Origin of the sequence: Niallia endozanthoxylica (assembly GCF_008710145.1) — a bacterium.
In the GTDB taxonomy this organism is placed as follows: domain Bacteria; phylum Bacillota; class Bacilli; order Bacillales; family Cytobacillaceae; genus Bacillus_BD; species Bacillus_BD endozanthoxylica.
Map to the genome: position 1 here is coordinate 1 of NZ_VYKL01000028.1, position 25603 is coordinate 25603.

The 25603-nt window shown below is 37.9% G+C and carries 23 protein-coding genes; 2 read left to right on the forward strand and 21 right to left on the reverse strand.

Annotated elements, in window-relative coordinates:
• Positions 1-383: 383 nt before the first annotated feature.
• Positions 384-854 (reverse strand): hypothetical protein, encoded by a 471-nt coding sequence (locus F4V44_RS17875; protein WP_150441388.1) that lies wholly within the window; start codon positions 852-854, stop codon positions 384-386.
• Positions 855-1237: 383 nt separating this feature from the next.
• Between F4V44_RS17875 and F4V44_RS17880 the strand changes: the two genes are divergently transcribed.
• Positions 1238-2179: an LCP family protein gene (locus tag F4V44_RS17880; RefSeq protein WP_150441389.1), complete on the forward strand. Its 942-nt coding sequence runs from the start codon at positions 1238-1240 to the stop codon at positions 2177-2179.
• An 82-nt stretch (positions 2180-2261) separates the two neighbouring features.
• On the opposite strand, the gene F4V44_RS17885 is transcribed toward F4V44_RS17880, so the two are convergent.
• The 19 genes from F4V44_RS17885 to F4V44_RS17975 form a co-directional block, all read right to left on the reverse strand.
• The gene (locus tag F4V44_RS17885) at positions 2262-3479 is read right to left on the reverse strand and encodes a TolB-like translocation protein (protein ID WP_150441390.1); all 1218 of its coding nucleotides are present in this window, start codon (positions 3477-3479) and stop codon (positions 2262-2264) included.
• 130 nt (positions 3480-3609) lie between these two features.
• Entirely contained in the window at positions 3610-3909 is a 300-nt protein-coding gene (locus tag F4V44_RS17890; protein WP_150441391.1) for a hypothetical protein, read from the reverse strand.
• A gap of 186 nt (positions 3910-4095) precedes the next feature.
• Entirely contained in the window at positions 4096-4542 is a 447-nt protein-coding gene (locus F4V44_RS17895; protein WP_150441392.1) for a PNPOx family protein, read from the reverse strand.
• 154 nt (positions 4543-4696) lie between these two features.
• A complete protein-coding gene (locus tag F4V44_RS17900; protein ID WP_150441393.1) occupies positions 4697-5536 on the reverse strand; it encodes an alpha/beta fold hydrolase in 840 nt (279 codons plus the stop codon).
• Between the two features lie 87 nt (positions 5537-5623).
• Positions 5624-7549 (reverse strand): XylR N-terminal domain-containing protein, encoded by a 1926-nt coding sequence (locus F4V44_RS17905; protein ID WP_150441394.1) that lies wholly within the window; start codon positions 7547-7549, stop codon positions 5624-5626.
• An 81-nt stretch (positions 7550-7630) separates the two neighbouring features.
• Positions 7631-7936 (reverse strand): 2Fe-2S iron-sulfur cluster-binding protein, encoded by a 306-nt coding sequence (locus tag F4V44_RS17910; RefSeq protein WP_191090751.1) that lies wholly within the window; start codon positions 7934-7936, stop codon positions 7631-7633.
• Between the two features lie 118 nt (positions 7937-8054).
• On the reverse strand, positions 8055-8903 hold the full coding sequence (locus F4V44_RS17915) for a cytidyltransferase (protein ID WP_191090752.1): 849 nt from the start codon (positions 8901-8903) through the stop codon (positions 8055-8057).
• A 241-nt stretch (positions 8904-9144) separates the two neighbouring features.
• Entirely contained in the window at positions 9145-10347 is a 1203-nt protein-coding gene (locus F4V44_RS17920) for an acyl-CoA dehydrogenase family protein (protein ID WP_150441397.1), read from the reverse strand.
• A gap of 97 nt (positions 10348-10444) precedes the next feature.
• Positions 10445-11359, reverse strand: a complete 915-nt coding sequence (locus F4V44_RS17925; protein WP_150441398.1) for a catechol 2,3-dioxygenase — start codon at positions 11357-11359, stop codon at positions 10445-10447.
• A gap of 228 nt (positions 11360-11587) precedes the next feature.
• Positions 11588-12244, reverse strand: a complete 657-nt coding sequence (locus F4V44_RS17930) for a DsbA family oxidoreductase (RefSeq protein ID WP_223881962.1) — start codon at positions 12242-12244, stop codon at positions 11588-11590.
• A gap of 190 nt (positions 12245-12434) precedes the next feature.
• A complete protein-coding gene (locus tag F4V44_RS17935) occupies positions 12435-13178 on the reverse strand; it encodes an SDR family NAD(P)-dependent oxidoreductase (protein WP_150441400.1) in 744 nt (247 codons plus the stop codon).
• 530 nt (positions 13179-13708) lie between these two features.
• A complete protein-coding gene (locus tag F4V44_RS17940) occupies positions 13709-15016 on the reverse strand; it encodes an MFS transporter (RefSeq protein ID WP_150441401.1) in 1308 nt (435 codons plus the stop codon).
• A gap of 168 nt (positions 15017-15184) precedes the next feature.
• The gene (locus F4V44_RS17945) at positions 15185-16051 is read right to left on the reverse strand and encodes an alpha/beta fold hydrolase (RefSeq protein ID WP_191090753.1); all 867 of its coding nucleotides are present in this window, start codon (positions 16049-16051) and stop codon (positions 15185-15187) included.
• Positions 16052-16088: 37 nt separating this feature from the next.
• Complete coding sequence (locus F4V44_RS17950) at positions 16089-17066, reverse strand: DODA-type extradiol aromatic ring-opening family dioxygenase (RefSeq protein WP_150441403.1); 978 nt, start codon at positions 17064-17066, stop codon at positions 16089-16091.
• Positions 17067-17085: 19 nt separating this feature from the next.
• Complete coding sequence (locus tag F4V44_RS17955; RefSeq protein WP_150441404.1) at positions 17086-17910, reverse strand: FAD synthetase family protein; 825 nt, start codon at positions 17908-17910, stop codon at positions 17086-17088.
• Positions 17911-17945: 35 nt separating this feature from the next.
• Positions 17946-18413 carry a flavin reductase family protein gene (locus F4V44_RS17960; protein WP_150441405.1) on the reverse strand — a complete coding sequence of 156 codons (468 nt, stop codon included), beginning with the start codon at positions 18411-18413 and terminating at the stop codon, positions 17946-17948.
• Between the two features lie 84 nt (positions 18414-18497).
• Positions 18498-19685, reverse strand: coding sequence for an acyl-CoA dehydrogenase family protein (locus tag F4V44_RS17965; protein ID WP_191090754.1), 1188 nt, complete (start codon positions 19683-19685; stop codon positions 18498-18500).
• Between the two features lie 268 nt (positions 19686-19953).
• Positions 19954-21816, reverse strand: a complete 1863-nt coding sequence (locus F4V44_RS17970) for a XylR N-terminal domain-containing protein (protein WP_150441406.1) — start codon at positions 21814-21816, stop codon at positions 19954-19956.
• Between the two features lie 158 nt (positions 21817-21974).
• Positions 21975-23555: an amidohydrolase gene (locus tag F4V44_RS17975; RefSeq protein WP_150441407.1), complete on the reverse strand. Its 1581-nt coding sequence runs from the start codon at positions 23553-23555 to the stop codon at positions 21975-21977.
• A 270-nt stretch (positions 23556-23825) separates the two neighbouring features.
• Here F4V44_RS17975 and F4V44_RS17980 point away from each other — a divergent pair, with 270 nt between their 5' ends.
• Positions 23826-24116, forward strand: coding sequence for a HesB/YadR/YfhF family protein (locus F4V44_RS17980; protein WP_150441408.1), 291 nt, complete (start codon positions 23826-23828; stop codon positions 24114-24116).
• A 117-nt stretch (positions 24117-24233) separates the two neighbouring features.
• Here F4V44_RS17980 and F4V44_RS17985 read toward each other — a convergent pair whose 3' ends face one another.
• Entirely contained in the window at positions 24234-25451 is a 1218-nt protein-coding gene (locus F4V44_RS17985; RefSeq protein WP_223881949.1) for an MFS transporter, read from the reverse strand.
• Positions 25452-25603: the final 152 nt, after the last annotated feature.

Here is a 25603-nt window from a genome sequence, read left to right on the forward strand (position 1 = left end):
AAATGTGGCGTTCTTAGTCTGTGATTCCACGAATGGACCTTTACGGACAGTTAATCCCCCACCTATCTTTTTTTATATACTCAGAATCTTGAGGGGAGTCTTACTGTCCGTTAAGAGTGGGATAAAAGCACAAGTCGCTGGTGACATCATTATTGCACCATCTATATGAAACATGATTAAACATCTAAGCTGTCGTTTTGCTGTCTTGTAGACTATTTAGAATAAGACTGTATCTCCCTCCTATTTTGTTTATTGTTAGTGGGTTGATGAACCTGTCCCATCAATCCATTCAGCGTCTAGTACCTGATCCATCAACCATTATACATTTCCTGAGTAAAAAACCCTCTTCTGTAAAAAAAGAGGGATTCATTAATTTCTAATGATTAACAATCACTATCTCGATGACGGTCTTCTACTACCCAACTTCCATAGGGAACAAATGTGGCTGCGTCAGCAGCAATAAGACCCGTTACTGGTGGTCCGCCACCAAGTAATTGACCTTCTCCAGCGACAACACTAATTTCAAGTAGTCCTCCTGCTGGTCTTCCTTCAATTACAGCATAGTCACCAGTCGATATTACTTTTATAAATGGCCGTGAATTGGGCGCAATAGGAACTTCATACACTCTGCAAGTTTGTCCTGGGATGTCTGCTCGAGGAAAGCTTGCAATAGTAGCTTCGTTTAAATCTCTTACAGATGGTAAATTTACGACAGTTTCCCCCGGGAAGCAAGCATCTACGATAACATCTGCTTGAAGAGTACGGTCTGTATGGTTTTTAATTGTAATAACGATTCTATTATTTAATGTATTAGCTTGGTTAGCAGTGGGGATATGAAATGGACCAGAATTCAAGGTAACTTCTTTGTTTTTAGACATGTACTAATCCCTCCTTTCAAGATTTTTTTACTACCTTTCTTGATAACTAGAAATAACTTAATGGAACATACTATATTAAATGTAAAAAAAAGAGAAAAGGTATAGACTAGAATAATAGTCAAACAATTATTTTTCATAAGAATTCTAAGATGTAGCTTTTTTATGAATGAAGCGTTACTGATTATCACTTTCTTCTTAAAATGAACGTAATTATAATTTCAACATAATGTAATGAGAATTTTAATAGAATGAAATATTTTTATGAAATAATGTTGATTCCGATAGTCAATTAAAAGAGATAATTGGCTCTCATTTTGTTTCTAATTGACTACATTTTGATATAGAACGGTGGTGAAAACTTGTCACGAACAAAAAAGAAAAGAAGAATCAGGTGGGGCAGGATTTTTGGAGCCTTCTTTTTCCTAGGAATCTTTCTGATTGGTCTTTTCAATGTCATCCAGTACATAGGCGAAACAATCATTGCTCTTAACCAGCCAGTGACAAAAGTAGAAAATATGCATTCGTTTCAAGGAAAGAAAACAGAACACAAATTAGATCCGGTCAATGTTCTTTTATTAGGAAGCGACTCCCGCGGAGAAGAACAAGCCCGCACAGATACCATTATGGTTGCACATTATAACCCCCAATCTCATCAGGTAAAGCTTATTTCTCTCATGCGTGATATGTATGTCTCTATACCTGATTATGGTCAACATAAACTAAATACTTCCTTTTCACATGGAGGTCCGGATTTATTGAGGGAAACGATTAAGGAAAATTTCGGGCTCGATATTCATTATTATGCCATTGTCGATTTTAAAGGATTTGAAAAAGCGGTTGATATCCTTGCGCCAAATGGGATTGAAGTAGATGTACCTTATGAAATGTCTTATGGGATCGGGATGACGTTAGAACAAGGAAAACAAAGACTTCATGGGACAGAGCTGCTGGGATATGTTCGTTTTCGTCACGATCGCTTAAGTGATTTTGGGCGGATACAAAGGCAGCAGGAAGTCATCTCGAAATTAAAAGAAGAAGCGGTTAGTATAAATAGTATGGCAAATCTGCCTAAGCTATTAAACCTTTTACATACATACGTGGATACGAATATAGAAACTTCTACACTTCTTCAGATTGGAAAAAGCATATTAACGGAGAAAAGCAGGGATGTCGAAACATTACGCATTCCAGAGGAGGGCAGTTTTGAAAATAACCGTTATGAAGGAATTGGAGAAGTATTAGAAGTGGATTTTGATCAAAATCAGGAAAGTATAAATAAGTTTTTAGCTAAAGACAATTGATTTTAGTTAAAGGAAAAATTTAGTCATAACAGACAATATGCCTACACAAATTCATATTTACTTGTGTAGGCTGAATTAGGTATTACAATTGAGTAAAAAAGACTGGAGCGGAATCAACATTTTTAAGCCATATATACTCTTTCCCATCAAACCCGTTTTTCACCCACACATCTCCGTTGTTTTCATTTGCTTTCCTTCGAAACCAAGTAAGATAGGATCCAACGGTTTGAGGATCTTCATCAAGTTCATTTTTTTCAGGGTATGATAGTTGTTTTTGTTCTTTTGTTTTGATATCAATAGCAAATAGAGTCGTGAACATGGTGGGAACGGGTCCTTCCTTCCAGTCCTTATTCTCCTTCGCACGAGCGGTTATCACTGTGTCGGGTGTGAACCATTCCAAATCAAGGTCTACGAAACCAGCGGGAGTGTATTCTTTTTGCTGCTGAGATGCAGGCATGTCTGCAACGGCCAGCTTCTTATTTTCAACAAAGAATCTTCCTTCCCCTGAAATATATGCCAATTGATTAGCTGAAGGAGCCCATTTTATCCAGTCTTTGAAGCCCAGCATGTTGCCTACTGCTTGAAAGTGCTCCCCTTCGGATGACAAGACACATAATGTATTGCTATCCATAGCCCAGGAAGCAGTCGGCGTAGCTAAAAAACTAACCCATTTCCCATCAGAACTCCACTTAAAATCACTCGCGTCAATCGCAAACAAATCCTTTTCATTCGTTTGAATCGTATAAAAGGGCTTGGCTTTATCAGGGTCAAGATTTGCATTGACAGGAATCCGATAAAGCGGAACCGGTCCCCACCCCGTAGGAAGCAAGTTAGCTTGAGAGGAAACAATCAATTCTTTCCCATTCGGAAACCATTCAAAACCACTAACTCCAAGTGCAACATTCTCAAAACCAAACGGCCGTCCATTCTCTGTTTTCGTCACGTTTAATACGCCTTGGTCAGTGTAAGCAAGCTTATTTTGAATCGGTGACCATTTAAAGTCAGATGTTTCGAGCCTTACGTAAGGCTGATAGCTGTCTTTTTCTTTCGTATCATAAATGAACAGGTCAGATTTTTCACCCTTTTCATCGCCATCCTTATACGCAATAAACCGGCCATCGTATGACCATTTAGGAGAATGTATAAAGCGATTTTTTGTAATTTGTTCTTCGTGATCACCCGTTTTTATCCATAATTGATGGTCACGAATGAAGGCAGCCATGAGCGGAGTTTCTGCACAAACTGTCGTTGAGACACAAAAAGTGATAACGATAACAAGTAATAAGATCCGTAACTTCAAAAACATCCCTCCTTTGTATAGAGTGCCCTTATATATGATAGAGATTCTCAACAGACAACATGAGTATCTCTTTATCATCTAAAATTAAAAAGAGATACATCTTTTTCAGACGCATCTCTTTAATCGTTTATTACATTTCAATTAGTAAAGTCGCTTTGTTTTCGCCTTGAGTGGTTAGCACAACCTCGTATGGCAGATCGATGTCTGCTTTTCCTACGACTGACACGATAATTTCACCGTTATTTTCTAATACTTCTGGAAGAGGATTCTCAGGAGTCAGGATATCAATTTCATTTCCTGCTTCGTCGAATGCTTTTAACCCAGGATTCAGTATATCAGAACCTGTTTCATTTATAATTTTCAACGTTCCATTTAAATTAAAAAATCCTCCGAATTCAAATGCAATGCCATTTTCTTTGTTGAAATACATAGTTTCATTTCTCCTTTGATGATTAATAAAGTTTACACTATCATTATATAGTTTTCTTTTAATATATTCAATTTTTAAAATAATAAATATCCTACTTTTTAAAGTTATCAGAACATAACAAAAGAAAACACCTTCTTCACATGCAAAAAACTAGGCCCCTTTTAAAAAGGGGCCTAGCTTAAGTTCTTATTTTTTTAGTAATTCATAGACTTCATCGTCTAATTTCTTTGCTAGTTGTGGATCATATGTTTTTTCATATTTAGGAAGTGCTGTTAATTTTCCTCCATAGAACATAACATCTTCAACCTCTTCCACATCAACTGTAATCACACGATACTTCATTGTGCCTGAGAAAATGTCAGATACAGATGCTTGACCTTTCACTGCATAGCAGCTTTCAGGTCCAGTAATTCCTAGTGTCACAAATGAATCTGCTTCAATGTTATTAATACTAGAACCCTTATGTCCCACAGCAATTTTAATTTGCTTGCCATCATCAGTTGCTAATACCCATGAAACAACTGATAGCTCAGGCTTTTTCGTTTCACTATTAATCGTGATTAAACTAACGATGCTTTCCCCTTTTAACAATTCAACGATGCTTGAATCTAATACGGTTTGAACCTTTGTCATAACTATCTCTCCTCATGTTGTTTAGTTGAATTTCAATAGATTTATTTAATAGACTTTGTTAAAAATACTATATTGACAATACAGCTTAGATGAGCCAAAATCAACAATATTAATAAAAACAAAGCCTATTTTACAAATAAAGTTAGTGTTGCACTTATACTAGAGTGGCTGTATTAGGTTGATTCAAAAAGCCAATGACTTGAGCAATAAATTCTTGTGTTTTCTCTATTTGCACCCAGTGTCCGCAGTGTGGAAATACATGCAGCTCAGCATTAGGGATTAACTGGGCAATTTTCCAGCTTGTTCTTTCTAGAGGAATCACTTTGTCCTCGCGTCCATGAATTAATAAGACAGGCTTATCAATACTCTTTAGCTCATCATCAGTTAATGCCATCGCATCTAAATGTCTTTGTCTAGGAGCTGGGAACATACTTGAAAAGGCCTCTTGAAATCCTTCTTGGATACTAGCTTGATAACGCATTTCTACTAAATTATCATTTGCAGCATTGCTTTGATCATAAGAAAAAATCTTAATCAGATTTTTCATATTTTCAACACTTGGTGTATAACCCCAAACCGCATCCAAACCTTCTGAAATCGTTGAAGTATTTCCTACACTTCCCATCAGGACGACTTTATTAACAAGATCAGGACGGCGATTGACCAAATTAAGCGCAATGGCTCCCCCAAAGGAATTCCCGATAATAGAAACTTTACGTTTACCAATGGTTTCAATAAAATCAATCATATGATTGACCCATACATCAATCGAATATTCCTGGCCCTCTTTTCTTTCTGTAGTCCCAAAGCCAACCACATCAGGTGCGTAAAGATGGAAATGTTCTGATAACGCTGGAAATGCTAAACGCCAGTTTGCCCATGCTGAAACCCCAGGACCAGAACCATGGATTAAAAGAAGCGGTTCCCCTTGTCCAGCCTCATGGTAATGTGTTTGAATTCCTTTAACATCAATATATTTTCCTTGTTCTATCATTTTAACATTCTCCTCCTATGTATGCTATTCCATTCTCAATGAATAATCATTCATCTATGAAACCAGTCATTGTTCTAATATTTTCTTCTATTCATTTAAATAATCATCTTTACTTAAGTCAATCGAAGTGCTCATATCAATATCTAAGTCACCCCAATAAATCATAAGCTTAAGCGATAGATAAATTTGATAGCCTATATTAGGAACATTTACATCTGCCTCTAATAATTCATTTATCTTTTGAAGACGATATCTTAAGCCGCTAATCGAAAAACTCATCGCTCTTGCGGTTTTATTAATATTACAGCCATTATTTAAATAATGAAAAAGAGTTTTGGTCAGTTCCATATCCTTTTTCTTATCTTCTTCGATTAGCGTCCCTAATTTCTTTTTTATAAATTTTTGCAGACGTTCATTTTCTGCTTGAAAAATGAATCCTTCAATCCCTAAAAAGTCAAAGAAAACCACTTTTTGATACTGATTGGCAATTTGCAAGGCCGAGGTGCTCTCATCGTATAATTGAGATGCCTCCTCTATCCTGGAAGAACTTGAACTAATTCCAAATTTAAAATCATAAGAAGAATACTTTTTAGAAAAATAATCATTCATTGCCTGACAGAACTTTTTCTTACTGCTTTCACTTTTTAACGCAATATCTTCGGATAATAAGATAATCACTTTTCCTGATTTTTGACCCAACAACGCATTGATTGTTCTATCCTTAAGGAATCGGGAAATATCATTGATTAGAAGGTCGTTTAACTCCAGTTCGTCCCTTATCGTTAACTTTTCACGATTCGGACAAATGGCCATCATGAAATAAGGAGTAGTTAATTTAAAACCGACGTAATAAGCCTTTTTGGATATTTCTTCCCATGTCATTCGATTGGAAAGAATATTATCCAATAGATTACCCTGCATACGAAGCTCTGTTTGAACCCTTGTACGCTCATTAAACAAATAGAGCGAACAAGCTAAAGCTCCTTGTTCAAGAATGAGCTTATCTACTTCCTGCGGCTTTGCATCTAAATAGAGAAAGGAGCAGTAAGCTACTACTTGTTTTTGCAGATAAATAGGCGTAATTAGTCTGCTATAACCGGTCATGTCATCAAATAACTCAGCCCTCGTTATTTTGTTTAAATCCTTTTTCCTTTTATTATTATCCATGAATTGATTGAATTGCCTGGAATACAGATTTCCTTTTTCCTCAGATATCCCTGCTGTTGCTAAAATTTGCAGACTTTTACTTTCAATTAGAACAGGCAAATCGGTATGCTGGTAGAGGGCATTCGCCACTCCGGAAAGATCATTTTCCTTTAATAGTTCTTCCACTAGATTTTGATGAACATCGTATGCTTTACTTAAATGATCTCTTTCTATCTTAAGCTTTCTAAACGCCTCATTTAGTTCATCAATCATCGATTCTTCTTGATAATATTTTAATTCCTGTTCAATCTCTCCATCCCATTCTTCAACTGTACGACAAAGAACCTGACAATGTTCATAACCCATTGCTTGACATTTTACTTCTTTTGCAATGACTTTTTTTCCTAGAATATTAGATAGATAACCGCTCGCATAACCTGTCAATGTGTGACAAACAGGTTCATCGCTATAGCCGTACCTCTTTATATGTTCCTCTGCTTCATATGAATTTTTCCAAAGGGCCTCATGATATATGATTCCTATATGAAAATCTGCTTCTGCTCTAAGGTTTGGTGCTTCTTCAATATAACCGTGCAATGTATGCATTTTAGGACCGGCTAACAACATCTCACGAGAATCATTCCAGGTTAGCTCCTTCACCTTTTCTGCATCATATGCTCCCGTATGCCAGCCATATCTTAGAAGGAAACCTTTTGTTCGTTCCAGACCAATTGTTTCAAGAAGTTCATGCCGCAGCATTCCAATGGCTGCCGCTGGAATCGAAACCATTCTTTCCTTTGGATCATCTTTATTAAACAGACTAGATTTTTTATAAAATTGTTCTAGCTTTAGTTCATCAGCTTTCAAATTCCCACCACCATGTAAACGAAATATATGTTCTTAGCTGAGAAAGCCTTTGGCATCTAGAGCTAGATTATTTCTTCTCATCTAGCTGCTAATCTTTTCATTTTGTCTAGATAGATCGATTTGAATTGTCAAATTACTTTTTGGATAGGTTTTACAGGCAAGGGTATAATTAAGATCTCTTTCATGGTTTGGCAGTACAGCAATTGAACTAGGTCCTCGTTCAAATTCGCCTTCTTCCACTCTTATTTTACAAAGCCCGCAACCCCCTCCCTTACAGGCATAAGGGATTTTTACTCCGTTCCTTTGTGCTCCATTAAGCACACTTTCCGTTCCACTGCCTACCCAGGCCTTATGATCATGACTATCTACTGTTTTGATTGTAAACATGAGTACTCCCTCCATCTATGTAAAAACAATTGAAAGGGATTTCTATTATTATAATATACTAAATAGAATAAAAATTCTATAATTTTCGACTAAATCCCTTTTTATATTTACATTTCATTTATATTTGCTGCAATTGTACCCTCTCTATATCTAAACTTCTAATCCATTTGAGTTTAACCGTTTCATATGTTTGATTTTTAATCGTACCATCGAATGAAAGTTTTATTTTATTAGAGTAAACAAGTGCACTTCCATGATAAACATGACCTTCCGAATGCATCTCAACTTCGTATATACCATTTGCTGGCAATGTATAATAAGGGTGGACAGCTACATCTATATAAAAACGTTTTCCTATTCTACTATGATAATGAGATACCACTTTTCCCCTTGTTTCATAATAGTCTCCAAGATATGAGGCAATTTCATTCACTTCACCATGGGATAATAGATTCCTAATGAAAGTCGAACTAATCTTTTGACCTTTGTAATCAAGTTTTGAGATAACGGTTACAAGAAACTTCCCCTCACCATCAGTGCTCATCGTTTTCATTGTTCCTTTTCCTTTTTGCCCATACGTAAAATCAAAGCCGGCGACAGCATGTTTCACACCAAGACCTGTTACATACGTATCAATAAATTCTTTTGGAGAAAGCTCGGCAAAGACTAGATCAAATTTAATGACATAGACAATATCCACTCCAAGTTTAGAAAATCGATCCAGTTTGACTTCTAACGGAGTTAAATAATTCATCTTTTCTTTTCCTAAGTTAAGTACTTCTCTTGGATGAGGAAAAAAGGTCATCACTGCTAGTTTGATTTTTCTTTTTCTAGCAATATTTTTTGCCTCTAAGATCACTTGTTGATGCGCCACATGAACTCCATCAAAAAAGCCCATTGCCATCACACAGGGCTCTGGTTTCGGCAAAGAAAATTCTGGACCATGGGTAAGATAGACGGTTTTCAAATCCTTCATCCCCTTCTACTGGAACAGTTATTTTACTCTGTCGACCCTTTAGGCTATCCCATAGGTACGGGCATCCACCATTACTGTATCTAGCTCCCATTTACGTAAAATGGTTGCTAGATATGGCATAGTGGTGCCTGATACCTATTCGGGACGTTCCTAAGAATCTATATATCTGTTCACCTAGTTTTCATTATCTTCATCGTACACGAAACGTTTATCCTATAGATGGAAGGCTAGATTACCAAGTTGGATGTGCCGGTCCGCCAAATTGTACACTTCCGTATGAGCCCATCGCATCTTCCCAAAGCTGCGTTGGATGTGAAGCAAAGGCGATAACATCCCTTACAAATAACTCGACTGGATCTCCTTTGAAGATAGACGTTCCACCTAGTGTTATAATGGCTTTCAATGCCATTTCTGCGGCCATTTTAGAAGCTTGTGACCGAATCGCAAACAATTCCATACGTTCTTCTTCCGTTGCAATGGTTCTTCCTTCCTCTTGGAATTGTTCAAGAACTTCAATATAGCGACTCATTAATCCCTCTACTTGACGACGTTGAATTTTCATTTCAGCTAGCACACGTTGGCTGCCAGAACCGTTTTTCTCATTTTTTCCTCCATTAAATACGCGAACACGGTTTTCCGTACGTTCTTGGAAAATATCAATGATACGATCCATCGCACCTAATGACGTAGCAGGGAATGCAGCCAAAAACATCTGCATAAATGGCATACGGTAAATAGGGTCTTGTGGATCATATTCTCCGCCCGCCGGTTTTCCGAGACCAAATATATCTTTTCCACGTAAGATGAGATGTTCAGGGATATATGCACCATCCACATGAACCCCGTTACTTCCTGTACTGCGCAACCCAAGTGTATCCCAGTTTTCAATCAGTTTAAGATTTGAATCAGAAGTTCTTAGTACAGGCATGACATACTCAAGACCCTCTCCTAGGTCAGCCATCGCTCCAAGACCAATCCACTCACTCCATAGTACACCGCTGGCAAAGTTCCATTGACCGTAAAGGCGGTATCCGTCTCCATCCTTTTCCATACGGCCAAGCGGTGCAAAAACATCCGCAATCAATTCATGTTTACCAAGAACTTCTTCTCTTCCTTTTGGAGGAAGATAACCAGGCCAAATATCATGTATCGCAAAAAAGTTTGTTAACCATGCTGCGGCCATACTATGACTTGCCACTTTTCTCACAATTTTTGTAAATGGTTCTACACCGATAAAATTACCGCCAAATTGTTCTGCACGCATTAATTTATTAATTCCGCCCTCAACAATTGCCTCTGCAACCTTTGAAGAAAAACGACCATTTTTATCGGCCTCTAATGCTTCTGCCTCCGCAACTTGACCGATTCTTTCTGCTACCGCTAACCAATGCTTCATATCTACCTTTTCTTTTGTTAATTGGTTTGTCATTGTCATTTATAATTCCTCCTCTAAGGTATATGTTTTTTTGAATTTTCAAATTACAGTAAACGTTTTCAATTTTCCACTATATTAATAGAGATGAATGAAAATATTAAGTAAGCGCTTGAACAAAAGATTCAACCATTTCTTTTCTATGATAGAAGATTCCGTGAGCGATTTTATCCTCCGTCCAAGTAATCGTAGGGAAATCTGGATATGTAATATATCCTCCGGAATAGGCTTCGTTTCGGTTTCCAGATGGATCAAAGAAATAAATCGTTTCTGCTCTTGTTATGGCATGACGAGTTGGTGTAACTTCAATCGGTACATCATATCTTGACAAAAGATCTGCTGCCTTTAACACATCGTACCAATGTTCAACCTTGAATGCTGCATGGTGCAATTTAGCATCCGGTCCTTTAATAAAGGCAATATCATGAGCCTTTCCATTTTGAGCATGCATGAAGCTTCCTACCATGTCTTCTCCATCCAACGTCATAATTTTTTCACTCTGGAATATCTCTAACGCCTCTGTGAAGAATCTCGTAACCGTTTTCACATCATCGCCCGTTAATAGAACATGATCCAAACGGTGAGGAGCAATCCCTCTTGCTTCATCCGGAAATGGATGCGGATTTAAGGTACCTGTTCTCTTCCCTAGTTGTTGAATATCATGATACAGTTCCATTTGATGCCCTGTTGGCAGCGTAACGCGAATCGCTTCTCCTTCAGCAAGACGGGTTCCTTTGGAAATACGTTTCGTTGTGCAGCCAAATTGCTCAATTTTTCTTTCGTAATACTCAAGATCCGATTCACTTCGTACTTTAAAACCAAAATGATCTAGACCCGCTGAATCTGCTTCTTGCAGAATAAGACTGTGATGATCAAATTCATCCCAAGCTTTTAGATAAGCTCTTCCCTCACTTCTTCCAACTACTTCCATTCCGATAATATTTGTATAATAATTAATTGATTCCTCAAGATCTAATACTCTTAATTCAGCTCTTCCAATTCGCATGATTGACATGTTTCATTCACTCCTTATCTTGGTTCGTTATGTGTTTATTTTATAATTTTAAATTTTCAGAATATACGTTTAATAAGACTAATTTTCTGATTATTTCCAGTTTTTTTTCGTATGTTTTATACTAAAAGGGATTTGTAAATATGTATGAGGATAAATAAAGCCCGCCTGCTGAAACAAGGCAGCAGGCGGGCTCACAATCATTTTATTTAATAAGAAAGAAAATCGGTCTTAATCCTTTTTAGGTATTTCACAGCCATTTTCATCACAATTAAGACCGTCTTGATTGTCCAAAACGACCATCTGATCTTCTGCGATTACTTTTTTCAATGCCTGTACAAACGTTTCCGTTGGCTGGGCGCCTGTTAGAGCATATTTTTTATTAATAAGAAAGAACGGGACACCTGTGACACGGTACTGCCGTGCTAATTGTTGGTCTTCCCGAACAACATCTGCCATGGCCTCGCTCTCAAGCATGTTCTTCACTTCGTCCCGGCCCAGCCCTACTTCCACAGCTAATTCCGTAAGGGTCTCATGGTTTCCAATATGCTTGGATTCCGTAAAATAGGCATGCAGAATTCGCTCGGTCATTTCTTTCATTAACCCTTTTGTTTTCGCCAGCATGGTTAAACGATGCGCATCAAAGGTGTTGGTTAAAATCAGCGTATCCATCTTATAATCCAATCCAACTTCCTTTGCCATTCGTACAACGTTTTGAACATTCGCTTTCGCTTGGTCCATACTCATACCATATTTCTTAGCTAAAGCCTCGTACATATTTTCTTTGACATCTTTGTTCATTGTTGGATCCAATTCAAAGCATCGATACGTCACTTCAATTGGATGATCAATTTGTTTAATAGCGTCCTCCAGACGCCTTTTGCCAATATAGCAAAATGGTCATGCAAAGTCTGTCCACATTTCAATATGCATGATAGATTCCCCCTCTTCTGTTCTTCACAACTAGTATACGAGAATATCTTTCGTTTTACACATGATATGATTTGACAGAGAAAAAAGCGCCAAACGCCACCTAATTTTCGAGTGTCACTTGTGCGCTTAAATATCTTATGGTTCATTATTGTGCAGTATAACCGCCATCGACTAACAAGTTTGCACCTGTTACAAATGATGATTCATCGCTAGCAAGGAATAATACAGCATAGGCTACTTCTTCCGGTCTTCCAAGACGTCCAATTGGATGTAAAGACTTTAAGTGTTCCAACATTTCATCACTTAAATCATCTAATATATTTGTCGTGATATAACCTGGGCATACGGCGTTGACTCTGACTCCCCTATTTGCATAGGTCACAGCAGCTGTACGAGTCATATTGACTACCCCGCCCTTCGCTGCGGCATAGGCAGAAACAGACATTTGACCAACATGTCCTAGGATTGAGGCACAATTGATAATGGAACCCCCTCCGTTTTTCTCCATCTCTGGAATCGCATATTTATTACATAAGAACACACCTGTAAGGTCAACACTAAGAGTATAATTCCAATCATCAAGACTGATAGAATCGAGGTCCCCCATACTGCCAACTCCCGCATTTGCGAACAGAACATCTAATTTCCCATATGTATCTACCGTTTGCTTCATAAGATTTTTAATATCCTCTTCCTTAGACACATCTGTTTTAACGAAAAGTGCCTCTCCGCCTTGCTCCTTTATTTGGTTAACAACCCTTGTCCCTTTTTCTTCATTACGCGCAGCAATGACTACCTTTGCTCCTTCCTTAGCAAAAAGTAATGCGGTGCTTTCACCAATGCCAAATGTTCCCCCAGTAATAACAGCCACTTTTCCTTCTAACCGCATCTTACATTCCTCCATATTTATGTATATTATGTAATATTTTTTAATCAAATTTACATATTGCTAGGATGTTAAGTCCCAAGACAGGCCCTGCAAGTTTTCAAAGAAAGTGATTGGATTCTAGAAGCCATTACACCTGCTGCCTTTTTGCACACAAAAAGAACAGAAAAGGGGAGTCATAGCTTTTAATATCCTTCTCTGTCCTTTGTACCTAAGAGATTAGGTGCATCCCATTTCGGTTTTATCTCTTAGGAATTTTGTCCCAACAATCTTTTTGGAACCCATTCCTTTGGTAGGTAGGTTCTGCACTATCCTACAATATTCATCCGCCATATGTAATTATTTGATAGTAATAGAATAATATACCAATAGGGAAAAAGTCAATTATTGTTAATACTTTATGCGACAAAATCTAATTAACTTTGACATTATTCTGCATTCTATTTGATTTCCCTGAACCGCTCACAAACAATGAAAGAATAAAAGCACCAAGCGCCACCCAGAAATTGGATGGTGTCTGGTGCTTTCACTTTTCAAACAGATTTTGGTAATTCCTGGGTGATGAGAGGTACTTCTGATTTCTTCGGTCTGACTAATGCCCATACAAGTCCGCCAAAAACAAGCAAGACCACTCCGCAAACGATAAAAGCAAATTCAAACCCTGCAGCAGCGCTTGAAGAGTGTTCAATTAAATAACCTGTTACATATGGCCCAACAATTCCGCCCAGTGAAGTAATCGCCATAAACCAGCCTTGAATTTTCCCTTGATGCTGTTTGGAAACAAGTTCCATTAAGATGGCGGGCCCGAGAACCAATGTGATACAGCCAAATGTTAATCCAAGGGATAATAAGGCAATCGCTAAAAGATTAGAACTTAACAGGGAACCGATAAAATAACAAACCGCCCCCGCTAACATGACAGGACCTAGTACGAACACACGACCTTTTACCACACTCTTCGTTTTATGAAAAAGACGATCCGAAATCATTGAAAAGGATATTTGCGATAAAGTAATTAAGATCCATGGAAGGGCAACAACGATGGACAATACTTCAGCATCTAACTTCCGTACATTTTCTAAATAGTTAGGCAGCCAGTTTAATCCAATCGTAAAAGACCAGTATGTAGCAAATCCACATAGAGCAATGAAGATGAAGTTTTTTGACAGAAGGACAGATGAAAATTTCGTATTTTCTTGGCTTGCTGCCTGGTTAACATCCACTTCAGATACAATTGATTCCTCTGCTGATTCCTTCTTCTCTTTTACAATCCATAGCCAAGCAACTACCCAAATCGCTCCAACAACTCCAGTTGCGATAAAGGCTGAACGCCAGCCATAATTGCTAATCATACTCATTAAAATAGGGGCGGAAATAGCTACTCCCAATGGCCCTCCAACGGAAACAAGTGAAATCCCAATTCCTCGTTTTTCCTTAGGAAGCCATTTGGATGCGGCTGTCATGGCGAGAGAATAGGCAGGTCCTTCTCCAGCACCCAAAATAATTCTCGTAATCAATAAAAAGGCAAAGCTCGACATAAAGAGCGTTGAAAATTGAACAAGTGACCAAATAATGACCATCCCTGCAATGACAACTCTTGTCCCAACTTTGTCTGCAAGCATGCCGCCAAGTACAGCTGAAATGGAGTACAAAAGAAAGAAAACACTTCCGACGATTCCCCATTGCTCTGCATTCAGCCCCAATTCCTTCATAATAGGAACCGATGCAAATCCGATGATTGCTTTATCAGCATTACTGATTACCGTTAATAAAAATAATAGTACAATGACAACCCACGCTGTCCTAGATAGTTTGGATTTCTCCGCACTTTTTTGCCCCATACTTTTACCTCCAATTTTAAAAAAACAGCATATATTTTAATAAAATTATAAACAATTAACAAAATTCAGAAAATATAGATCAAAAAAAGAAGAAGATTAAGAATAAGAGAAAAACAAATCGTTGTTCTTCTCTTATTCTGGGTATTCTTTCAAACAGCTTCTATTACATTACTGAACAGCAACTTTGGCGGTCTTCTCTAACAAGAAATTAATGACGATTTCATTGAACTCTTCAGGCTTTTCCCACTGCGGCCAATGTCCTGCATCTTTAATGACAGTGAACTCACTTCCAGGTATCAAGTCTTGCAATGGTTTTCCTTCTTCAACCGTTGAAGTTGGGTCATGATCTGTCCAAGCTAGTAAAGTAGGAACATTGATTTTCCCGCACCAAGAAGAATCCCATGAATACTTCTCTCTTATTTCAATATCTTGAAGACAAACAATATTATAAACCGCTTCCTTGTATTGGGGTCTTGTATAAATATCATAACGGCATTGGATAAGCTCTTCTGTTACTTGACTTTTGTCATACATCAGCCATTCAAGTCGTGTTTTCACATTTTCATAGTTGGCTTCAACTACCGCTTTTATCGTCGATTCCTTTAACTTTGCCATCACGTCTAGTTTGTTTTTCACGTTTCCAGGCGTATTTAACACCATTGCTTTCACATATTCAGGATGCTCAGCAGCAAACCAAGCTGCTACCCATCCGCCTAATGATTCACCAGAAAGATAGACTTTAGATAAACCAAGTGCTTGAATCACACCTAAAAGATGTTCACTATAAAAATCAATGCCATATTCACGATTTGGCTTATCTGTATACCCGTGACCGACCATATCAATACAAATCACACGGAACTTTTCACTTAATCCTCTCATGTTTCTAGCGTATGCTTCAATATGACCGCCTGTACCGTGAAGCAAAATTAACGGTTCTCCTGTACCTGCTTCCAATACCCTCGTCTTAATTCCATTTGCGTCCAAATAATATAATTTAAATTCAATATCTGCTAGGTCTGTCCAAATTGTCATAATCTCCATCTCTCCCTAATGATTATTTGTGGTCTAACTAAATGCTGATTGTTTCCTCTGTTAATGGCTTCTTTTGCCCGATTGAACTGGCAAACTGCACAATTGCCATACCCGTTACCCATTCGGGGATTGGCTCATAAAAAGCTACCTGATTCTCAAAGTTTTGAAGAGCTCCCATAAGGACAAGCCAATTGTGAATTTCCTGTCCGCCATTGCCCCCATTTTCTTCAATAAAATCAGAAGTCCAGCTTCTTAAAGACTTGTAATCTTTTTCCGTAATCAGTTTTAAAAATTGACGATCCCATTCTTCATTCACAGGTCCCGTCTTTAAGCTCGTCACTCTTGTTTTTCTCGTTTCTAAGTATTCATCCAGCTGTTCAATCTCTTGACGGCCATTTTTTAAAATTTGAATCAGGCCTTGATCTTCTTCTTTTTGACTATCAATTTTTGGAATCGGAACCCAGTGTGATAAACCGCCTGAAGCCACAATGGCTACCTTTTTATCAGATTCCCAAGTTTCAATGGCTTTTCTCACCAATTCTCCCACCTGAAAACAACGATCCATTGTCGGAAGTGGAGGTGCAGTAGTATTGACTGCAATTGGCACAACCGGAATATCTAACTCTTCATTTAAGAAATAGACTGCTTGTGTATGACCATGGTCCACTTTCATTCGCATTGTAAATGCAAAATCAACATTATTTTCCAATCCTATGTTAAGGATATGTTTTGCTAAATCTTTTTCGACAGGAATATCATATTCTGGAATATGCCAATCTCCCCAGCCCTCACAGCGATCAATTCCAATCGTAAAGGATGGCATTTGATCATAAAAATAGCTATTAAAATGGTCATCTGAAATAAGAACAATAATCTCCGCACCACTTTCTTTTAACCATTTCTTCATTTCAGCAGCCTTTTGTAGAAAGCGCTGTCCTTTATCTCCTGCAGCCTCCTCGCTTGTCATAATCATTGGACTATGTGACATCGCGATACCCGCAATTAACTTCGCCATTTTCCCACTTCCTTTTCTTTTATATAGTTACTAACATGTCATTTGAAATGACATTAGCAGCAATTTGACGGTGCCAAAGAATAGATAGTTCCCCTGCCATATGTGAAGGTAGCCTGTGACAAGTTTGAACTACAGATTCCTCTGTCACGACCAATTCTGTTTTGAAAGAAGCCAACCCTTTTTTCAAGGTCACCATATAATGTCCTGGAGATGGCAGCGTATGATAGGATTCAAGATGGATTGAAACTCCATCCCAGTTTGCTTTCACTTCATATGGACGTCCTAGAAAATGCGGGATTTCTTCTACCAAACCTTTTATCAGCCTTTCTCTAATACAGGTGGAGCTAACTTTTTCTCCATTGCATTCCACTTTTTCTACCTTTGTCACTTCAATCAATCCACCGGAATCATTCTTTAACCGGTCTAAATTTCCAAGCCCTCGCGATCCATAGGAAAAATCAAAGCCAGCGACTGCATGGACGACACCAAGTTTTAACAAATATTGAGCGACAAATGCCTCTGGCGGCAGCGAAGCAAACTCCTTCTCAAATTGAACAATGTAAAAGAGGTCCACTCCAAGCTGTTCTAACATTTCTTCTTTCTCTGATAATGTCATTAAGTAGCACACTTGCTTTTTTCCATTAGAAATAACGGTTTTCGGATGTGGAAAAAAACTCATGACAGCTAAGTGAACATTCTTTTCCTTTGCCTTTTGTAAGGCCGTTTGGATAACTTTCCGATGCCCGTGATGAAGACCATCAAAAAAACCTAATGCCATAACAGATGGTTTTGCTATCTTTTGCCAGCTCGTTACATTTCCTCGGGTTAAATAAATCGTTTCCATGCAGTCCTCGCTCCTTTCACTTAATTTGTGAGTGCTTAAATCGTTGTTAGTGAACGGTATTTTCCACTATAAAAAATAAGTGGTTCCGCCTCATCATCAATAGTAATATCCGTCACTTTTCCTATAAACAAAGTATGGTCACCTTCGACGTACTCAGCAGAAACTTCACAAGCAATTTGTGTCACTGCCCCAGGAATGACTGGCTTCCCATCCAGACGATCAAACTCTACTTCTACATCTTTCTTTTGTCCTGCAAAAATCATAGAGACTTCTTGTTGTTCGGCACTTAATATATTGACTGTAAATGTTTTGCTTTCTTTGATTTTATTTAAAATCTTCGCTTTTTCTCCTATCGAAATCACTACTAATTTTGGATCAAGGGATACAGACATAAAAGCATTTGCTGTCATTCCATGAGTCCCTTCTCCATGCACCTCTGTAGCGATAACTGTTACACCTGTTGCGAATTTTCCCATTGCTGTACGAAATTGACAATCATCCATTTTTCTATAAACCTCCAAAGTTGAATTTCCATGTACCAAGCCGGCAATTTTAAATCGACTTGGTACATATGATGCTTTACTTTCTTAACCTCTTACACCTGAATCAAATCCAAATAGTTCTTGGCCATATGCTGCAACAGAATCTTCATATAAAGAAGTCTTATGTGTTGCGACAGATAAAATATCTCTAATCATAAGCTCAATGACTCCGCCTTTATAAAGAGCACCTCCGCCTAGCGTTAAGAGAATTCTTACAGCAATATCTGTACATGTTTTTGTAATTTGTGTTCGGATTGCAAAGAATTCGGCACGGCTTGTTTTACGGCCGTCTTTTTCATAGTTTTCTAACAGTGTTAAATACTTGTCCATTAAGCTTTCAGCAGAATGGAACTGTGTCATAATTTCCGCTAGTACCCTTTGACTGCGAGGTGATTCGCTTTCTCTCACTCCATCCATTAAACGAACACGATTTTCCGTAGCCTTTTTAAACTCTTCGATTAATCGTTCTGCCCCACCTAATGCCATGTTTGGAAATCCAAGATAAAAGGCTGGGTAAAATGGAACATGGTATAATGGATAATCCTTATCGTAATCTGCTTCAGGCGGTCTTCCTGTTGCATCTGCTGCGTTTAAGCGTAAAACTCTCTCCATTGGGACGTAAACATTATCTGCAACGACTTGGTTGGAGCCGCTTCCTCTTAATCCAAATGTATCCCAGTTTTTAACAATTTGAACTTCTGATGCCTTTAGCATTGGCAAGCAAACTTCTGGTTTATCGCTATCAGGGAATTGAATCTCCACGCCAAGTCCGATCCAATCACTATATAAGCAGCCGCTGGCAAAATTCCATTTACCACTGATGCGATATCCATCTCCATCTTTTTCTGCCTTCCCTACTGCAGCAAACACATCACAGATTAATCCGCCTTGGTTCACGATTTCATCGCGGCCTTTTTCAGGAAGATAAGCTGGAAGAATATTGTGTAACGGATAGAGATACGTCAACCAGCCTGCTGAAACATTGTGATAAGAAACGGTACGGACAATTTTTGCGAATGTTTTCAAGTCAACTTGTGGACCGCCATACTTCTTCGGTAACATGATTCTTGAAATTTGTGTTTCCTTTATAAGATTGATGACGTTTTCAGAAATGCTAGCGTTTTTTTCTGCTTCTTGTGCTTCCTTTTCTGCTAATTCACCAATTTTTCTTGCTCCTTCTAATAGCATTTCTTCGACTGTTTGTTCTTGCGCTTTTATCATTTGAGTTACCATATATACATCCCCTTTATGAGTTAATGATTTATTGGGTGTTATCGCTTACAACATTTACACCTTTTTAAATGTGTTTTGCTGATTAACTATAGTTTAATTAATTCCCAATTTTCAGACTAGAACAAAAATGATTCATGTTTAATCATTTAAACAGACAATTTTTGTTCATTTTGATTATTTTTAATACTCTTCCAAAATTTCCATACAAAACAAAAGCAAGTAGCGGAAGACATGTTGCCCTCCACTACTTGCTTTATTTTTTCAACGATTAATCTAGCGAAAATTCCCCTATGGCGATTAACGCTTTTAAGATTAATAGTAATTGGTGCATTTCCTCCGGATCACGCAGGTCTTTTTCTAATAATTCTTCCATTCTTCTAATTCGATGTCTGAGCCCGCTCATGGAAAGGGCCAGATCACTCATCGTTTGCTCAAGTTTCCCGCCATTTGATAGAAATACAAATAAGGTTTTCAAAAGTTCGATATTTCTTGAATCTTCCAATTGATAGAGGGAGCCAAGCTCCTTTTTTGCGACCATTTTAATCCCCTTTAGATTATTAGAATTAATTAAGATTCCCACAATCCCTAGAGAATCGAAAGAAACAATGCTTTTTTGCAAAGTTAGTTTTAATGCAATGGAAGCTTCTTCGTAATAGGCAGCAGCTTCCTTGATATCATATCCTTCATTACTTATTCCTAATTTAAAATCTTCATTTGGAAAGGCTTGTTCCAAAAACTGATATAGTTCAAGCATGGCTTTATGAATGGAGAAAGTCTTCTGCTGTTTAATCATTAATAACACTAATTTACCTTCACGCTGGCCAATTAAACTTTGATACTTATGGTCACTGAAATATTCAAAGATGGCCTCTAAAACCTGCTCCTGCAGGTAAAATTCTTCCTCAATAGATAAAGTGGCGTTTTGCGTTTTACGAAATTCCATTGCCACTACGTAATAGGGCTTGTCCAAATCCAAATTCGCATATTTTCCCCTTTGGATAATCTCATGAGGTGGAACTTGTGCTTGGAGAATTTGCTCTAAAAAATTTCCTTTCATCCGTTCAAACGATTCGAATCTTGTTTTCTCATTTAATAGAATCAGTGAGACAGCGTTTGCAAAGCGATCTAATAGTAAGTAATCCTTTTCTTCATGATGATTTTTTCCATCATTGTATAGAAAGGAACAATATCCGAGTACCTTTTTTTCTACAAAAATAGGAGAAATCAGTTTTTCTTGCCTCTCTGTTTTAATGGTCTTTTTCCCGATTGGTAACAAGAGTTGACTCTTACTCTTCCGAAGATATTCTTTCATATCCCAATCTAATTCATGATACATATTTTCTGTTAACCCTGCATAAGTGATCGTTCGAAGTTCCTTATCTTCAATAACGATTGGAATATTCGTAGTATTAAATACCATGTTGGTAATTGTTTCTAAGTCTGTTCCATTGGCAATTTCTTCGTTAAGCTTTTTTTGGAATTCGGTTAATTGTGTCAAAAAGCTCTGTTGTTCCAGGAGTTGTTCATAGGTATACTCTAACTCTTCCATGATTGGGGTTTCTTGATAAAAGGAAAGTTCCTCCTCCATCATGCTATCCCATTCTTTCTTTGTTCTTGTGATCCACGTACAAACAGAATCTCCTTTCCCCACACAAGTCGTTTCCTTTGCTAAAACCGTTTGTCCACATATAGTTGTCATAAAGCCGCTTGAATAACCAATCAAGGTATGACAAACTTGCGTATGGGATAACCCCAGTCTTTTCACATGCTCTACAGCTTCGTAAGAATCAATCCAAGTCCCGCTTCCGTGGAGTGAAACAATCTGGTCATGTTCATTAAATTCTGCTGAACATTGATGGGTAAATCCACGTATATGCCCATTCTCCATATGGACAATGGGACCTTGCTCAATCAGTGTTTTAACAGAAATATTCTTTTTTAACGCTTCCTTCGCATCATTTACACCCATTTCCCAACCAAAACGGACTAAAAACCCTTTGATCCTTTCGAGTCCAATATTTTTTACCAGCTGGTGCCGCATAATCCCTAAAGCACTTGAAGACGTAGCCATCGGCCGATCAGCTATAATCATTTCCTCATTGTAAGCTTCATCATTTATATTAATAATCATCCCATTCACCTACTTAATAAATAAACCATAAAAAAATATTTTAATTTTTTGTATATTAAAATTATATCATAGTAGAAAAAATGAAAAAATAAGATTGCTGACGTCTGCCGCTTTACCGTATTCACGCAGAAGATGACAGCAATCTATGAATGTTACGTCTAGTTTCGTTCAAAAACAATTTTCCCGGCAACAACGGTTTTGACTGCTTTTGCTTCAAGCATTTCTTCTGATGTCCCTTTAAATAAATCACGGTCAAAAATGGAAAAGTCTGCATCGTAGCCTGGTTTAATTAACCCGCGTTCATGCTCTTTACATATAGCTTGTGCACTGCCCACTGTATAGGAACGAATTGCCTCAAAGCGGGATAATTTTTGTTCAGAAAGATACCCATCATGCTTTTGGCCTGGTTTTTTTCTCTCAACCGCTGCATAAATCGTTGCGATTGGATTAATGTCTTCTACGGGTGCATCCGTTCCTGCGGCACACATAATTCCTTTATTCAATAACGTTTTCCATGCGTATGCATAATCAAGACGCTCTTCACCAAGTCGATTCATCACCCACGGAAAGTCCGACGGGACAAACATAGGTTGGATATCAATCACAACTGGTAACTTGGAGATTCTTTCGACTAAATCTTCGCGTAATACACAAGCATGAATTAAACGGTCTCTTTTGCCAATAGGTGCAGGATATTTTTCTAATAAAGTGATGATTTGCTCAGCGCCTCTGTCCCCAATCATATGAACAGCCACTGCTTCATTACATGTTCGTGCGAGCTTCACTAATTCTTCCAGTTCCTCATCGGCATGAATTAAAATGCCACGATTACTCAGGTTGTCTGAGTAAGGTTTAGATAAGGCTGCCGTCGAACCGCCTAATGCGCCGTCCGTAAAGATTTTCATCGCACCCGGTTCTACAAAAGGTTCATCATATTGGACATGATTCTCCATCATTTCTTTAAATACAGCATGATGGCGCAATAAATGGACTCGAAAATGATGTTTTTTTCCAACGACTTGTAAAAATGCCTTCAACGGATTGCTATAGCGGCCAAAATAATGCATATCTTCTGTGTGTCCGCCCGTTAATCCTTTTGATAACATATCATCAATACAAAGATTTAGTGCATGGACTAAGTCTTGAATATAATCTTCCCCGGCCCTTGGGATGGCATTGGTTACCACATTCATCGCTTGATCGTACAAAAGACCATTTAATTTCCCCTCAGGACTGTGTCCAATTTCTCCGCCTGCAGGAGACTGTAATTCTTCATGAACACCACCCGCTTCAAACGCTGCCGTGTTTCCTAAGACGACGTGGTGACAAATTCTTGTTAAAAGGATAGGTTCTTTTCTAATTTCATCAAGTTCTTGTTTGGTTGGAATTCTGCCGTCCGCAAAGTTATTTTCGTTCCACCCTTCTCCAAAAAGCCATTTATCCGGCGGAGTTGTTTTTGCCGCTTCTTTAATCATATTAAGCATCTCTTCAGCTGAACCTGCTTTGGATAAATCAAGTCGAATTAATTTTTCTCCTTGGAATATCATATGCAGATGACTATCCACAAAGCCTGGATACATCGCAGCACTCTGTAAATCGATTTTTTCATCCGCTTGGTTACTTAATTCAGCAAAGGTGCCAACTGCTATAATTTTGTCGTCCTCCACAAGTACAGCTTCTACAGTTTCGTTTTCTTTCTCCATCGTATAGATGGTACCACCATACCAAAGTTGTTTCATCCTATAGCTTCCTTTCCAGAAATCAGTGTGAATCCAACATTCGCAAGTTATTTATCCTTTCCTGCCATTTTACGCACAATCTTTATTCCTTTATATCCTTAACCAATTATTTGTATAAAAAACATGCAACACCTTGCGTTGGATAAACATAGAAAATGATTCACATATTGTACACTTTTAATAGATATGATTCGTGATATACTCTTATCAAGAAAGAAATGTGAAATAAATCACAAAATAACTTCTTAAAATTCTTCGAGGTGAAAAATCATGCAAATTACAATGTCTGATAAAGCAGTAGAATGGTACAAAGAAGATTTATCATTAACTGAAGGCGATTTTGTAAGATTTTATGTCCGATACGGCGGTTTAAACTCTTTTGTAAAGGGATTTTCTTTAGGAATTGATAAAGATAGACCGGAACAATCTCATACTCGAATGGAGAAAGATGGTATAACCTTCTTTATTGAAGATGATGATACTTGGTATTTTGATGATAAAGATTTACTGATTGATTTTAATGAGAAATTAGAAGAACCTGTATTTTCACAGAGAATGTAAGTTCTTTTACACCCCCATCATTCCATTATGAATATTACATTTTCATTCATTACTCTATCATGAAAAATGCCAGACACCATTCCATTTGCGGATGATGTCTGGCACTTTTTGCTCTTATTATTCTGCTTTTTTCAATTCGAAGGCACGTACTCTTTCTCTTATGCTCCGACTTACTCTACCATGTAAATAGTAATAGACAATCAAACCTGCAAGGGCAAAAAAGGAGCTATAAAAATATAAGGAACTATAACCTATTTTTGCACCAAGAATTCCAACAATTAATGAACCGATTCCGATTCCTAAGTCCATCGTAGAGTAGAAAGTAGCAGTAGCAGCACCCCTTCTATTAGGAAGCGCGATTGCGATAGCAATCGTTTGGACCGTTGGAAAGATTGTCCCCCAGCCGAGTCCAATAAAGGCTGCAGACAGTAGGAACATAAAGGCACCGTTCGCTTGACTTAATAGGAACATACCAATCGCAAAGCTTATAATCGATGGGATAATGATGACATTTGCTCCGTACTGATCAAACCATTTCCCCGTAAATGGCCTTGAGATAATTAACGCAATCACATAGACAATAAAGAAATAACTTGCTACTTCTGTTAACCCAAGTTCCTCTGCATATACAGACACAAACGAAACAATTGATGAATACACAAGGGCAAAAAAGAAGCAGACCAGTGAAACGCGAAGAGCAGACATTTCAATCAGCTCATTTATGTTCAATCCTTTTTTCTTCAATCTTGTTTCCGCTTGAACCTTTCTCACGTCTTTAGGTATAGAGATTAACAGCCCTGTGACCGTTCCGATTATCACACTGCCAAAACTTACAACAAACATTATGGTTGCGCCCCATTTGTTGATAGCAAGCAGACCCAGAAAAGGACCTAAAGCCATAGACATATTCATCATAAGGCCATAATATCCCATACCTTCTCCTCTCCTATTTTGAGGGATCAGGTTCGCAACAATCGTTCCTGCTGTCGTTGTAACCATGCCAAAGCCTACTCCATGAATCACACGTAAAATCATTAAACTAATGAGTGAAGTCGTGAAAAAGTACATTAAGGCCGCACCTAGATAAAGAATCAGTGAAGCTAAAAAAACCTTTTTAATTCCAAAAGATTCAATCCATTTTCCCGCAATCGGGCGAATGGCAATAGCAGCAATATAAAACACCAAAACAAGCAACCCTGCTTGTGCCGTATTTCCTTGTAAATCCTGAATTAAATAAATCGGTATAGTCACAAGTAAATAATAATAATTTAGGAACATAAAAAACGTCGTTAGACAGACGAATATGTAATCCTTCGACCACAGTCGATTGACCATGATGAATTCCCCCCTGTTCAGTTACACTACATCTAATATTATCATAATTCAAAATATACTTAAATAACATTAACACTTGATTAATAGAATAAACTCATTCCAGTACCTTTGTCTTCCATCTGCTGAGTAACTTTATATTCCATAAACTAGTA